The sequence below is a fragment of the Micromonospora sp. NPDC005161 genome, from assembly GCF_053599855.1.
In genome coordinates this window covers 119,894-132,274 of the sequence record NZ_JBSFYQ010000020.1, presented here as the reverse complement: position 1 = coordinate 132,274, position 12,381 = coordinate 119,894, and the positions used below count along the sequence as shown (strand labels likewise).

11 protein-coding genes, 2 pseudogenes and 1 riboswitch are annotated in these 12,381 nt (G+C 69.2%); of the genes and pseudogenes, 5 read left to right on the top strand and 8 right to left on the bottom strand.

Annotated features, from left to right (window positions below):
• A partial coding sequence (locus ACWD5O_RS20410; protein WP_450086236.1) for an antibiotic biosynthesis monooxygenase occupies positions 1-569 on the bottom strand: 569 nt, incomplete at its 3' end.
• An 18-nt stretch (positions 570-587) separates the two neighbouring features.
• On the opposite strand from ACWD5O_RS20410, the gene ACWD5O_RS20405 reads away from it, so the two are divergent.
• Positions 588-986, top strand: coding sequence for a winged helix-turn-helix transcriptional regulator (locus ACWD5O_RS20405; protein ID WP_450086235.1), 399 nt, complete (start codon positions 588-590; stop codon positions 984-986).
• 55 nt (positions 987-1,041) lie between these two features.
• Here the strand turns inward: ACWD5O_RS20405 and ACWD5O_RS20400 are convergent, their stop codons facing one another.
• On the bottom strand, positions 1,042-2,427 hold the full coding sequence (locus tag ACWD5O_RS20400) for a hypothetical protein (protein WP_450086234.1): 1,386 nt from the start codon (positions 2,425-2,427) through the stop codon (positions 1,042-1,044).
• Positions 2,428-2,902: 475 nt separating this feature from the next.
• On the opposite strand from ACWD5O_RS20400, the gene ACWD5O_RS20395 reads away from it, so the two are divergent.
• Both ACWD5O_RS20395 and ACWD5O_RS20390 read left to right on the top strand, forming a co-directional pair.
• On the top strand, positions 2,903-4,972 hold the full coding sequence (locus ACWD5O_RS20395) for a hypothetical protein (protein WP_450086233.1): 2,070 nt from the start codon (positions 2,903-2,905) through the stop codon (positions 4,970-4,972).
• A complete protein-coding gene (locus ACWD5O_RS20390) occupies positions 4,965-6,620 on the top strand; it encodes a hypothetical protein (protein ID WP_450086232.1) in 1,656 nt (551 codons plus the stop codon). Before ACWD5O_RS20395 ends, ACWD5O_RS20390 begins: the two co-directional genes overlap by 8 nt.
• 180 nt (positions 6,621-6,800) lie before the next feature.
• On the opposite strand, the gene ACWD5O_RS20385 is transcribed toward ACWD5O_RS20390, so the two are convergent.
• Both ACWD5O_RS20385 and ACWD5O_RS20380 read right to left on the bottom strand, forming a co-directional pair.
• Complete coding sequence (locus ACWD5O_RS20385) at positions 6,801-7,325, bottom strand: DUF1877 family protein (protein ID WP_450086238.1); 525 nt, start codon at positions 7,323-7,325, stop codon at positions 6,801-6,803.
• A 51-nt stretch (positions 7,326-7,376) separates the two neighbouring features.
• Positions 7,377-7,493: pseudogene (locus ACWD5O_RS20380) on the bottom strand (RNA polymerase subunit sigma); the annotation flags it as partial.
• A gap of 379 nt (positions 7,494-7,872) precedes the next feature.
• A riboswitch (cobalamin riboswitch) is annotated at positions 7,873-8,086 on the top strand.
• A gap of 197 nt (positions 8,087-8,283) precedes the next feature.
• Between ACWD5O_RS20380 and ACWD5O_RS20375 the strand changes: the two are divergent.
• On the top strand, positions 8,284-8,730 hold the full coding sequence (locus ACWD5O_RS20375) for an acyl-CoA thioesterase (RefSeq protein ID WP_387330319.1): 447 nt from the start codon (positions 8,284-8,286) through the stop codon (positions 8,728-8,730).
• Between the two features lie 3 nt (positions 8,731-8,733).
• Complete coding sequence (locus ACWD5O_RS20370) at positions 8,734-9,360, top strand: LysE family translocator (protein WP_450086231.1); 627 nt, start codon at positions 8,734-8,736, stop codon at positions 9,358-9,360.
• 62 nt (positions 9,361-9,422) lie between these two features.
• Here the strand turns inward: ACWD5O_RS20370 and ACWD5O_RS20365 are convergent, their stop codons facing one another.
• The 4 genes and pseudogenes from ACWD5O_RS20365 to ACWD5O_RS20350 form a co-directional block, all read right to left on the bottom strand.
• Positions 9,423-10,082, bottom strand: coding sequence for a DUF2306 domain-containing protein (locus ACWD5O_RS20365; RefSeq protein ID WP_450086230.1), 660 nt, complete (start codon positions 10,080-10,082; stop codon positions 9,423-9,425).
• A gap of 101 nt (positions 10,083-10,183) precedes the next feature.
• Positions 10,184-10,843: a response regulator gene (locus ACWD5O_RS20360; RefSeq protein WP_450086229.1), complete on the bottom strand. Its 660-nt coding sequence runs from the start codon at positions 10,841-10,843 to the stop codon at positions 10,184-10,186.
• Entirely contained in the window at positions 10,840-11,979 is a 1,140-nt protein-coding gene (locus ACWD5O_RS20355) for a sensor histidine kinase (RefSeq protein ID WP_450086228.1), read from the bottom strand. The genes ACWD5O_RS20360 and ACWD5O_RS20355 overlap by 4 nt, the downstream gene beginning before the upstream one ends.
• 139 nt (positions 11,980-12,118) lie before the next feature.
• A pseudogene (locus tag ACWD5O_RS20350) lies at positions 12,119-12,326 on the bottom strand (hypothetical protein); the annotation flags it as partial.
• Positions 12,327-12,381: the final 55 nt, after the last annotated feature.

The following is a 12,381-nucleotide window of genomic DNA, read 5'->3' as shown; positions in this document are numbered from 1 at the left end:
TGGTGGTTCAGCATGGTCGGATAGCCGCCGCGCTCGGCGCTGTACGTCGCCGGGCCGCCGAACACCTCGGCCAGCCACGTCGCCACGTGCCTGGCGTGGTCGGGGTCTATGTGCGCGAATAGCGGCGCCAGCAGATCGTCGGTGACCACCAGCTGGTAGAACGCGTCGCACAGCCGCACGAACGCGTCCGTGCCGCCGGCCCACGCGTACAGCATGGGTGGTGCGCCGCCACCCGGTCCGGCGACCGGCGTCGGTGCGTAGTGGGTCATCTCCTCGATGTCCTGGACGTAGGGGCGGATCTCGCCGAAGAACGCGTCGAAGTGCGGCCCGCCCCGGAAAGCGCGGAGGTGGTCGTCCGCGGACGTCCAGGTGATGCGCAGGATGTACCGGCAGGGATCATCCATGCTGCGCATGAGCTCGTAGTCGACACATTGCGGCGCGGCGCGTAACGCGGCGGCGGCCCGATCGTATGCGGCCTCGAAGCCGTCCAGCCGCTCCTGCGGCAGGCGGTACCTGATGTACTCGGTCACCATGGGGAACAGCCCAGCACACTCGGATGTGATGATCAAGTACGCACCATTGGGTGCGTGCCCGGCACGGAGGTGACGATGGCCGAGCGGTATCGCTGCCCGGTGGAGCTGACCGTCGACCTGCTCGGGGGCAAGTGGCGCACGGTGATCTTGGCGCACCTCAAAGAGGGCGTGCACCGCTATGGGGAACTGCGCCGGCGCATGCCCGGCGTGAGCGAGAAGATGCTCACCCAGCGGCTACGAGAACTTGAGGCGGACGGCCTCGTCGCACGGCAAGACCACGGGACCGTCCCGCCGCACGTCGAGTACTGCCTCACGGACGAGGGCCGCAGTCTGGCGCCGGTCTTGCAGGCGCTCTATGACTGGGGCGCGGAACGGGCCACCCGTTCCGGCATTCAGATCGACGACCATGGATCAGTGGTCGACGTCGCCCCTCGGACACAATTTAGTACATGATCCACTTGGGCTGGCCTGAGCGAATATCGGATCGGCGGACGTGAGGCACAGACCCTCACCGGAGGGCGCTGTCGAGGATGCGCCGAGGCAGGTTCAGCCACCACGATGCCGCGGCTCGGGGTTCGGCAGGAAGGGTGGCGTCGTTCCGCACGAGCTGAAGCATCCGCTCGTTGCGTGCGATGCCCAGGGCGTAGACCAGTCCAATCAAGGCGCTCGCGTGGGTGTTGCTCCGGCTCTGTCGCCACCGGCGGGTGTGGTGCTCTATCGCCTGTGTCCAGTAGTGATCGCTGCTGCGGCCACCGATGTGCCCGATCGCCTGAGTAGCGGCGAGGGCGATAACCGAAGGGAGCCCGGTTGCTGTGGTCAATCGTTCGATCATGGGGCGCTGCTCCGACGTGCCGACGATCCGGAGCGCCTCGATAATGGTCAGCGCCTCTTCTGTCGGGCCGCTGGCGGCGCTGATGGCCAGCTCGGAGGCGAGCGCCGCGGCGAGAGGCTGACGATACGGCGTGCCGGAGAGCAGCATCGCGGCGTACATCCGGACGTCGAAGACCGGGCTGAACAGCATCTCGTCCAACAACGCCGGGAGCAGCCGGTCGTGGAAATTGGGCACCACGAACGGTGTCCGGACCAACGTCGCGCCCACGAGCCGGGTGACCAGTACCTGGGCTGCGTCCTCGTCGGCAGGGCGTTCGGCCTCCAGCGCCGGCCGGGCCGGGCCGAGGGTCAGCGCCCGGCCGAGTTGCGCCGTGGACCGTGCGGAGTCCGTTGGCAGCCGCCGTAGCAGCTCGGCGGCGAGCGGCTGCGCCCTCTCGTAGGTGGCAGGGTCGAGCACCAGGTCTTGGACGACCGGTAGGAGCCGCTGTAGCTGCGGTCTGGTGAAGTGTCCGTACCGCAGCTTCCGGACGCAGCCGAGCAGGGCTCCGTACTGAGCCCGGTCGTTGGTGGGGTTGGCGAGTTGCGCGAGTAGGTGCCGGCTCGCGTCCGGATGGGAGCTGCCGTCGAGGATGCTCACCGTCTCGACGAAGACCTGACCCGTTCGGTCGGCCGCGAGGTCGGCGCAGGCGGCGATGGCGGCCTGTTGGCCGACGGGGTGAGCCAGGAGCCGATTGAGCGCTTCGTGACGCTGCATCCATGCCAGCCCGTCGGCGATGATCATCTCTGACAGCAGTCGCTGCGCCATCTCGCGCCAGGCCGAGCGTGGCGTGATGACCTGGCGGGGGGCCGCGGCCAGCTGTGTGGTCAGCTCGTCCCATTCCGACCCGGTCACGATGCTGTCGGAGAGGATGAGCTCCAGCAGTTGCTCAATGCGCGCCAGCTTTTCGGTGGCGTGCGGATTTGCACCTCTGGCTAGCAGGGGAGAAGCGCTGACATCCGGTGCGAAGTACCGGTAAATGGTGTCAAGAAGTGCAGTGAGACTGCCGTCAGGAAGGTCAAGCAACTGCTCGTAGCGCCGTACGGCCAGGAACGGAACACGTACCGCAGCCGTTTCCCAGCGGGAAATGCGGTAGACGCTGGTGCGTTCCTGCCAGCAACCGCCCTGGAATGCGTCCGCGAACCCGGTGGCTGCCGCCCAGTCTTCTTCTTGCCCATGCAGCCGGTTGACGCGGAGCAGCCATGCGGCCCGGTCCTGGTGCGGTGGCCAGCCGGGTCGGACGGGTGTCTGGCGCGGTGAGCGGGGCGGTCGGCCTCGACGCCCAGTGAGTCGACTCCCGCTCCCCACAGCGCATTTATTGCACGCCGTTCAGCGGAGTGCAACAGCGCAGCCACGAACTGACACTGAACGTACCTTTGACTGACCGCCCAACCAGGACCGCCAATATCCGAGTGAAAGCTCCAGGTCGAGTCACGGTCATTCCGCCATGGATTCGGTGTTGGTTGGCAAGGGGTGGCCCGGACGTCAGCAGGGAGGACGGATGGAGATCATTCGCACCAGGAAGGTATCCGAGCTGGTCGCAACGGCCGGGTCGATGTCCCGTATCCCAGCGCAGCGCGGCGACACCGAGGGCGTGGGTCCGGAGCCGGTCCAGTCACCGCGTATGCCGTCGCTCGAGCAGGCGATCCGGACCGTGCCGGTGCCGTGGGCGCCGCCCCCGTTGTCCCGCGAGGGGGCCGCCGTAGGTCTCGCCTTCCTCGACATGGCGTTGCGGCAGAACCACATTCGCCGGCTCACCGAACGGCTCTCCTTCGTCGAGCACGGCGTGGCGAGCAGGACCACCGAGGTGGACGTCCGGTTGAGCCTGCTGGACCCGAGCCAGCGCGAGGCCAGCCACCTGTTCCAACGCCTCAGCAGCCGCAGCGCCCGGGACCCGGAACAGGAGCAACCCGCTACGCCCACCATCTGGGTACCGGTGACGCGCATCTCGAGGTTGAGCGTCTCGCCGATCGACGTCGTTGACGCGGCCGGGAACAAACTTCCCCGCCTGACCCAGTACGAGACGTCCCGACTGCTCGCGTCGGGTCTGTACCGACTGTTGAAGGGCATCCTGTCCAGCCGGCCGGAGTCGCGCCAACCGTCCAACGTGAGCCGGCTACTCCGCGAGGAACAGGCCCGATGGCTGCTACAGGCCGCCCTGCTCGCGCTCTTGACCGAACGCAGCAGGCCGTTGGGTGACGTCGAGCAGGGCGAGCACCGCATCCTTCGGCCCCCGCCAGCCGGCACCTCCGAAGCCCACGACTGCCGAGAACTCGTCGTGTCCGTGCTGCGCCAGTACGAGCCGCAGCTCGAGTCGTACGCGGACCTGCTCGACGTGGCCCTCAACAACTACCTCCTGGTCACCGCCCTCGACCTGACCAAGGACGACCACCTGCTGAGCTACGACGCGCCGGTACATCTGACCGAGCAGGGCCGCGCCGCCGACCGCGCCAGCGTCTGGTCCCGCTCGACTTCGGCCCGTTACCGCATCCAGTACCTGGCGCGGATCCCCGCGAGCCTGCGCTCCTACCACGTGGTCGCCGAAACCGAGCCCGGCGTCCATATCGAGGCGATGTCTCTCGTGACCGACGTGGACGAGGCGAACGCGACGGAGTTGACCGCGGATCTGCGCGCCCTCGCCGACCGGCAACGCAGGCACAAGCCGGGGCGGCAGACCGAGGCCCGCCTCCTGGAACTCGAACTGCAGTCAGCGCTGGGTCGCCTCTCCGAACTTCTCCGATCCCGGCGATGGGACGCCAGCCAGGCCGGGCTGGAGATGACGGACGCCGCGCTTCGGGGCAGCAGCCGGTTGGCGGACCTCTACCTGTCGGCTGAGCCGCTGGTCAACGAGCAGGACAGGATCGAGGCGCCCCTGCTGACCAACCCCACCCTGACCGCCGACAATCTCGATCAGGCGGCCGACGAGATCGAAGCACAGCAGCTCGGTTCCGACTTCTCCGTGGAGAACGACCAGGCGAGCAGCCGGGCGCACGCCTACTGGCGGCGCACCTCACCCCGATCGTCCGACGGCGAACACACCTCCGTGACCTGCACGCTGACCCTGCGAGACGCGACCGGGGTGCGCCCAGGCAGCGTCATCGCCTTCGCCCTCGCCGTGGCCACCACGATCTACCTGGTCGGCGCTCTGCTCGCCGGAAGTCCGTGGCCCTACGGCCGTTCCGCCAACGGATCCTCGAACGCGGACGCGGTGGTCGCGGTACTGCTGCTGGTGCCCGGATTCCTCTACACGAGGCTCGACCTCCCGATGCGACACACGATTCTCGGGCACCTTCGGCGACAGTCCCGGCGCCTGGCGCACCTGTCCATCGCGTCGGCCGTGGGAGCCTCCGCCGTCATCGCCACCGACGTCCACGGCCCCGCGCTGGGCGGGATGCTCGCCCTGACGACGGCGCTGCCTCTTCTGGCGGCGGCCATCCTGCACCGGCGCCTTGCCAAGCACCGCGACCTCGCACCCGCCCGCCTGTCTGCTCCGAGATGGCTTCTTACGCCGGCCGCCAAGCCAGTGCCGACGGACGCCGTTTTCCAATCGACTGGATGGCATCATGAGTGACGAAGAAGAAGCCTCCCCCGCCGCGCTGGCCGATCTCGCCCGAGCCGGATTTCTGATGGCGAGGCAGTCCCTGATGCAGGTGAACTTCGAGGTGCACCACGTCCTGGACCGGGGCGGCTACCTCCGTGACCTGTTCGACGACCGGGTTGCTGCCGGCCGGTCTCCGCTACCGCAACCCGACCATGGCATGGCGAACGGCAGCCGCGAAGCGCCGCCACCACCGGGCCAGACTCCGCGCGAGACCCTCTCCGCCGCCGCGCACGGGGTCGGGCTGGTCATCGGGACGTACGTCGGCGCACTCCCGCAGGGCATGCAGCGCCGGCGCCGGGGCAGCGATCTTCCGGTGGCACTCAGAGTCGATGACCGGTCGTCCGACTCGTGGGTCTTCCAGGGCACCGCGTGGCCCAACCCGACCTTCATCTACGAGTCGGGGCAGAAGTTCGAGGGCCTCATCCTGATTCAGGAGAAGACCACCCGGCGCTCGAGCTTCCAGAGCCGGGCGATCGCCGAGTTGATCGCGGAGGTATCGAGGATCGCCGCCGAGCACAAGGCACCTCTACTGTCCGTGCAGGGCCCGGTTCAGCTGCCCGCTCGGCCCGACGACGGAGAATGGCCGGTACCATCCGTCGTCGCGGTGCGTTTCGCCATGGCGCTCCGACGTGCCGGCGCCGAACGGCGCCTCAAGCTCTCCGAGGCGTTCGCGGAGTTCGCCGGCAAACGCGGTTACGGGTTCTGGCGGGCCGACATCCGGCCGGGCCACCGGCAAGGCAACTGGTATCTGGTCCGCCCGCACGACCGGTCGAGGGCCGAGAAGTACGCGGCCCGGGCCCGATGGGACGACGTGGAACCGCGGTGTTCCCTGCCCATCACCTTCGTCGGACCCGCCCGCGTCGGATCGACCAGCGCGATCATGTCCTACCTTCGCGAGTTCCCCGAACTGGGTGTGCTGGCCTGCTCGATCATCTCGCTGGACGACCTCGCCTTCATCCACCTGCAACTCGCCGTCAACCGGCTCCCACCCGGAGGAACCCAGGAGTTCGAGAGTGACCTGCGCCGTCGTGTCCGATCGGCGGGCGGGGACGACATGGAGGGCCGGACCAGTGCTCCGCAGGAGTTGCTCCCCGAGATCCTGCCGCTGGTGACGGGAAACGGCAATGGCAAGCCCGGCCTTGACAAGCTCACCGGCTTGACTGACCGCGCAGGCGACTATCAGGTCCTCACCGGGCCGACCATGCTCGTTCGACACGAGGGGAATGACCGCATCCCGCTCTGGTTCTCCTGGCGGGCCGCGGGCACCGACGACGGTCTCGCCGCACCCCTGATCGCCTTCATGGACGCACTCGCGGTGACGGGCCTAGCTCCCGCCCGCGGGGGAGCGAAGGAGATCGGGGCCCAGCCGAATCTCGACTACCTGGTGTGCCGGGATGTCGGCGAGTCGACGCTGCGCGGGCGAGGGAAGATCACTCTTCCCCGCCGTGTCCTCCGTCAATTCGCGGACACCAGACCCGACGTCATCGGCCCCCGGATATCCACCAACCTGGAGGATGCCTGGCGCGTGGAACTGGGCCGATACGCGCTACCGGGCGGCGTGGAAGTCTCGGTGGCGTGGATGGAGTACCGCCTCAACAACTCGACGACCTTGATGTGATCCCAGCCGGTGCGGACATCAGGGCATGGTTGTCGGGGTTGCCGCGCCGACGGGGCCGCCGAAGACCACCGCGCCATGACCAGCGCATCCGCTGCGGTGACCTCTTCGGCGGACCCGAAGGGGTCGGCTATCGCCGTCACGTGACTGGCCCTGACGCACCCTATGCCGATGAGCGTGCGTTCAGTCGAGCCAGCAGATCACCGCATCGCCGTCTTTGGCGGCTGCGGCGAAGAAGCTTCGGGCGTCTGGCAGATAGTGCGCCACCCACGCCAGCTCGCCGGGTTTTTCCCAGGTACCAGGGTAAATCTCGGCGCGGTTCAACTCCTGCGGGTCGACGCCGCGGATGAGATCGTCTTCGGTGAGTGCGGCCAGTTGCGAGGCAGCAGCCGCTACCTGGACCGGTGTCAGATAGGAGGGCGGCCCGTAGCCCCAGTCGTCCTCAAGGTTTTCGAGGAAGTCGAACATCTCGTCGCTGTCGGGTTCGACGTCTGGCAACTCCACGAACCTCTCGGCTCCCAGGACCAGCGGAATCCCGAAGCCAAGCCGGTCGAGTAGGAAGTCGAGCCCGTTCCATGCCTTGTCGGTGGCGGTCCAGCGTCCGGAGTTGTCGTCCCGTTCCGTCATCGCGATCTCGTAGGCCCAGCCGAGGTTGGTCCTGGCACATTCCAGTTCGTCCGGGGAAACGCGCAGCCAGTTGCCGTTCATGCTCACGACGCCAGCCTAGAAGCCGGCTGCGACAGTTCCCGCAACAGCGGGCGCGGCGAGGAAACGCCGGACCTGCTGCTGCGTGGCGCGGATGAACCGAGCTGCCGTGTCCTGGTCGCCCCGACCCGCCGCGAGGGCCCACGCGGTAATTTCGTCACCATCCGTCACCTGGTACCTCCGTGTCCGGTGCCGCCGGCGTCAAGGGCTACGACATCCGCGGCCAAACAATACGACGGGTTGTAGTAGGTGTTCGGGTGAGCGTACGGGACGCCTTTCGCGGCCTCCGGTCACCGGTACGCGCGAATGGTGTCGCTGGATCAACCCGGTGCCGGTCAGCGACACCTCGAATGGCCTGGTCGCTGCCCGGGTCTGCGCCGGTGGCGGCGCGGCCGCGGCGTACGCGCCAGGTACGTGGTGGTCGACGCCCAGGACGAGGGGCAGTTGCGTGCGGTCAAAGAAGACGACGGATTTGAATATCTTCATCATGTGGATGACGACGCCCGCTCTGCCTCGCGGTCGCGTTGGCTGGGCTGCGTCGCGGACCCGCTATGCTCCTGACGGCGCTGGTTCGCCCGGTCGTGACTGGCTGGGCGTCGTAAGAGGGAACCCGGTGTGAGTCCGGGACTGCCCCGCAGCGGTGAGTGGGAACGACCGCCGTCATCAGCACTGGGCCCGAGGCCTGGGAAGCGACGGCCAGTAGGAGACCGGCGCAGCCGGCCATGCCCACGAGTCCGAAGACCTGCCCGTGCCGCGTACACAACCGTGTGCGCTGCCGTCGGCCTCGCGGGTGGGCTGAGCGGGTGACGTGCCGCGCGCGCTGTGCGTGGGTGCGTGCTCGTCAGCGTGTGTCCGCGTTCCGACGGTGTGGTTTCCCGAGGGACGGACTACCGCTGTGCACGACACCGCCACGATCGCCGGCCGAGCGCCGTCGGCCTCACACCTGACCCTGTCGCAGATCATGGATCAGCACCACACCAACCTCATGGGTACGGTGCACGGTGGCCGGATCCTCAACCTCATCGACTCCGTCGCCGGGGTGGTCGCCGCCCGCCATTCCGACGGACCGGCCGTCACCGCCGCCATCGACGAGACCGCGTTTCTCCGGGCGGTCCGGGTTGGCGACGTGGTCCATGTGGACGCTCGCATCACGTGGGCCGGGCGCAGCTCGATGGAGGTTGCGGTCAAGGTGACCGCTGACCGGTGGGACCGGGCGGTGCCGCCCACCGACGTGGCCACCGCGCACCTGGTGATGGTCGCCATCGATGACAACGGCCAGCCGCGTACGGTGCCGCCGCTGCTGCCGGAAACCGACGGTGACCGGCGCCGGTACCGAGAGGCGGAGATCCGCCGGGAGCACCGGTTGACTCTGAGGCGGGCGCTGCTTGACGGCGCCGGGGAGGGCTGAGACGTGCTCGGCCTCTCCGTGCCGGCATTGGCCGGCTACCTGGCCGCGATCGTCGTCCTCATGGTGACTCCCGGCCCGGACATGATGTTCGTGCTGGCCAACGCCACCTGCTACGGCGCTCGCGCCGGGGTGGTGGCCGCGCTCGGCGTCGCCGCGGGGGAGGCGGTGCATGTGGCGGCGGTCGTCTGCGGTCTCGCCGCGGTGATCTCAGCCTCGCCGGTGCTGTTCACGGCAATCCGCTGGCTTGGCGCGGCATACCTGATCATCCTCGCGGTGCAGGCCCTGCGTGGCGCCGGCACTTCGGCTTCCGATGCGTCGCAGCCCGGTGGTCGTGCCGGGCGCGCCTTCCTGCGTGGACTGGTCACCAACCTGCTCAACCCCAAGATGATTTTGTTCAGCGTGGCGTTCCTGCCCCAGTTCGTCGATCCGGCGGCGGGCAACACCACCGCCCAGCTGGTGCTCCTTGGCGCGCTGTTCGTCACGGTGCAGCTCACGGTCGACATCGCCTTGGGCGCGGGCGCCGGGCGACTCGCCGGCCGGCTCGCCGACGGCCGCTGGCCGCGGCGGATCAACCGAGTCTGCGCGGTCGCGTTCGTCGCGCTCGGACTACGACTGGCGGTCGGCTCGTAGCGGCGGCAGCCAAGTGGCCGGCGGATTCGGCTCGTCGTCCCCGGGGTCGCCGTCGGACGATGTCATCGGGCAGCAGCACGCGGCTGACGAGCCGGTCGAGATGACGTTGCGCGGGCCGGACGACGCAGGTACCACTCGGCCACGGCAAGGTTGATCAACCAACCGGCGAGCACCAGGCCGGCGCGAACGTTCCCATCGGGCTGTTCGCCGGTCGCGACCAGGTACGGCGCGTGCGTGAACGCCTGGGTGCCGGCCCCGAGGCCGATCGCGTAGCCGCGCACCATCCAGCGGCGGTGCGGTGCGAAGTGCCGGCGTAGCGCGGCGGCGAGGCCGAGCAGGATCGAGCCGGCCATGGCCGAGCCGAAGACGAGCCGCATGCCGGCGAGCACGTCGTTGTCATGGGCCGGAAGGTCGTACGCGAACGCCATCCAGACGCCGGAGAGCGCGACCGTCAGTCCGCAGGGGACAAGCACCCGGCCGGCGAGGCGGTGCCAGCGGCGTCGACGCAGGCTGGGTACGAACTGGAAGGCTCCGAGAGTCGTGTAGACCACCGCGCCGACGATGTGCAGCACCACCGGCAGCGGGTCGGCGACGAAGCGAGCGTTCGCCGGGGTGACCTCCGGTCCGGTGCCCAGCTCGGTGAGCCGTCCCGCACCAGCGATCATCGGTATCAGGCCCAGCAGGATCAACGCGGCCGGTAGCCGCCACTCGCGCATCGTCATGCCATCGATGGTGGACGCGGCACCCGCCCCGGCTCATCAGCACATGGGCCGCAATCGGGCCGGCCCATGGTCGTACGCCGTCGTCGTACTTGTGCCGGTCACTAGCGTGTCCGCCTGCGGTTGGTCTCGTACGCCCACATCGCCACCTCGACCCGGTTACGCACACCGAGCTTGGTCATCAGGCTGGTGATGTGCGACTTGACCGTGCTCAACGTGATGTAGAGCTCGTCGGCGATCTCCTTGTTGGTGCGTCCCCGCGCGACGGCGACGAGTACCTGCTCCTCCCGGTCGGTGAGCGCCTCGATGGGCTGCTTCGGCGGCGCGGCTGGACCCGCGTCGGCGAACGCCTTCAGCAGCCGCGTGGTGACGCTCGGCGCGATCAGCGCATCCCCGTTGGCGGCCGCGTGCACGGCCTGGCTGAGCAGGTCGGGGCCAGCCTCCTTGAGCAGGAAGCCGCGGGCGCCGGCACGCAGTGCCGCGTACACGTACTCGTCGAGGTCGAAGGTCGTGATGACGACCACCGCGAGCGGCTCCGGGACCGATGGCCCGGCGAGCGCCCGGGTGGCCTCGATGCCGTCCATGCCGGGCATGCGAATGTCGAAGAGACACACGTCGGGGCGGAGTCGCTGGGCGAGCTCGACCGCTTGACGGCCGTCGCCAGCCCCACCGACGACCTCGATGCCGGGCTGAGTGTTCAGGATGATGGTGAGGCCGGTGCGGACGATCTCCTGGTCGTCCGCGACGAGCACGCGTACCGTCACGCGCCGACCCCCTCGCGCGGGAGCACGGCCGTGACGGTCCACCCACGGTCGGGATTGGGGCCGGCCTCGCAGGTGCCGCCGAGCAGGTCGGCGCGCTCCATCATGCCCACCAGGCCGAAACCGGGCGAGCCGGTCGGGCGGGCGGCGCCGGCCTCGCCGTCGTCGCTGACCCGCAGGCGTACGGAGGTGTCGTCGGCCGCGACGCTGACCTCGATGCGGGTGGCGTGGCGGGCGTGGCGACGGGCATTGGTGACCGACTCCTGAGCCAGGCGGTAGAGCGCGGAACCGACCGTGGGCGGAAGGTCGCCGAGGTCGCCGCGGAAGTCCACGTCGACGGCCGGCCCGGTGCGGAAGCGGCCGGCGAGCCGCTCGATGTCGGCGACCTGCGGGCTGGGTCCCAGGTCGGCGGGCTGGTTGCGGCGCAGGACGCGGACCATCGCGCGCATCTCGGTAAGCGCACGGGACGCCTCGGCCTCGATGACGCGGAGCGCCTCGACGGCGGCGCCGGGCTGGCTCGCCGAGGCGGCGATGCCGGCCTGGGCGCGGATCGCCATCGCCGACACGTGGTGGGCCACCGTGTCGTGCAGGTCACGGGCGAGCCGCTCGCGCTCCAACAGCTTCACCTGATCGAGCTCGCGCAGCCGGGCGGCGGCGCGGAAGCGGATCGCGGTGCCCAGCGTGGCGGCGGCGAACATCACCGCGAAGCCGGCGACCAGTTCGCCGCCATTGAGAGAGCCGGCCAGGCCGGCGGCGACCACCTTGGCGACCACGAAGAACGAACCGATCACGGCATCCCGGCCGGAGCCCCAGCGGAACAGCGCGGAGACCAGCAGGACCAGGAAGCTCGCCGTGAACATCTGGCAGGCATCGCCGGGCAGCACGAATGGGCCGACCGTCGTGAAGCCGAACGCGATCGCCACCATCGCGAGCGGCTCCGTACGCCGCCACAGGAGTGTGGGCAGCAGCGCGAGCGCGACGACGACGCAGCCCACCCGCCACGGCAGATCGGGCCGGAAGACCCCTTCCACCACGATCGCCGGCGCCAGGACGCCGATCAACGCCCAGTCGCGCCACACACGGGACGGGGCATGTGGCACACGTGGCTCGGCCAACACAGCGTGCAGGCGAGAGTGCATAGGACCATCGTACGAACGGTGGTGCGACTCCAGATCGGTCCAAAGTACGACTGATTTGTGACTTCTCATCGGAGGCCGGCTCGTTGATCTCTCGCGGCCAGCTACACCGGCCACGGTGGCCGCGGCCTGCACGGGCCGGTCAGCCCGGGTTGCCGCGCGGGATGACCAGCCCGGTCTCGTAGGCGACGACGATCGCCTGCGCCCGGTCCCGCAGGCCCAGCTTGCCCAGCAGCCGGCTCGGCCGCGATGACCCGGACGGCGTCGAACAGTCGCTCGGCGGTGACGTCCTTGAGCAGGAAACCGCTCGCCCCGGCGCCGAGGGCGTCGTGGACGTGCTCGTCGAGGTCGTCGCCCGGCAGGTCCTGCCCGGCTGCTGAGCTACGGCGTCGCCGCAGTGTCACG

Bases quoted from the DNA above. Each gene is read 5' to 3' on its own strand.
- ACWD5O_RS20395 (WP_450086233.1), top strand. From the start codon at position 2,903: ATGGAGATCATTCGCACCAGGAAGGTATCCGAGCTGGTCGCAACGGCC.
- ACWD5O_RS20390 (WP_450086232.1), top strand. From the start codon at position 4,965: ATGAGTGACGAAGAAGAAGCCTCCCCCGCCGCGCTGGCCGATCTCGCC.
- ACWD5O_RS20385 (WP_450086238.1), bottom strand. From the start codon at position 7,325: ATGAACGGCAACTGGCTGCGCGTTTCCCCGGACGAACTGGAATGTGCC.
- ACWD5O_RS20375 (WP_387330319.1), top strand. From the start codon at position 8,284: ATGGATCAGCACCACACCAACCTCATGGGTACGGTGCACGGTGGCCGG.
- ACWD5O_RS20365 (WP_450086230.1), bottom strand. From the start codon at position 10,082: ATGACGATGCGCGAGTGGCGGCTACCGGCCGCGTTGATCCTGCTGGGC.
- ACWD5O_RS20355 (WP_450086228.1), bottom strand. From the start codon at position 11,979: ATGCACTCTCGCCTGCACGCTGTGTTGGCCGAGCCACGTGTGCCACAT.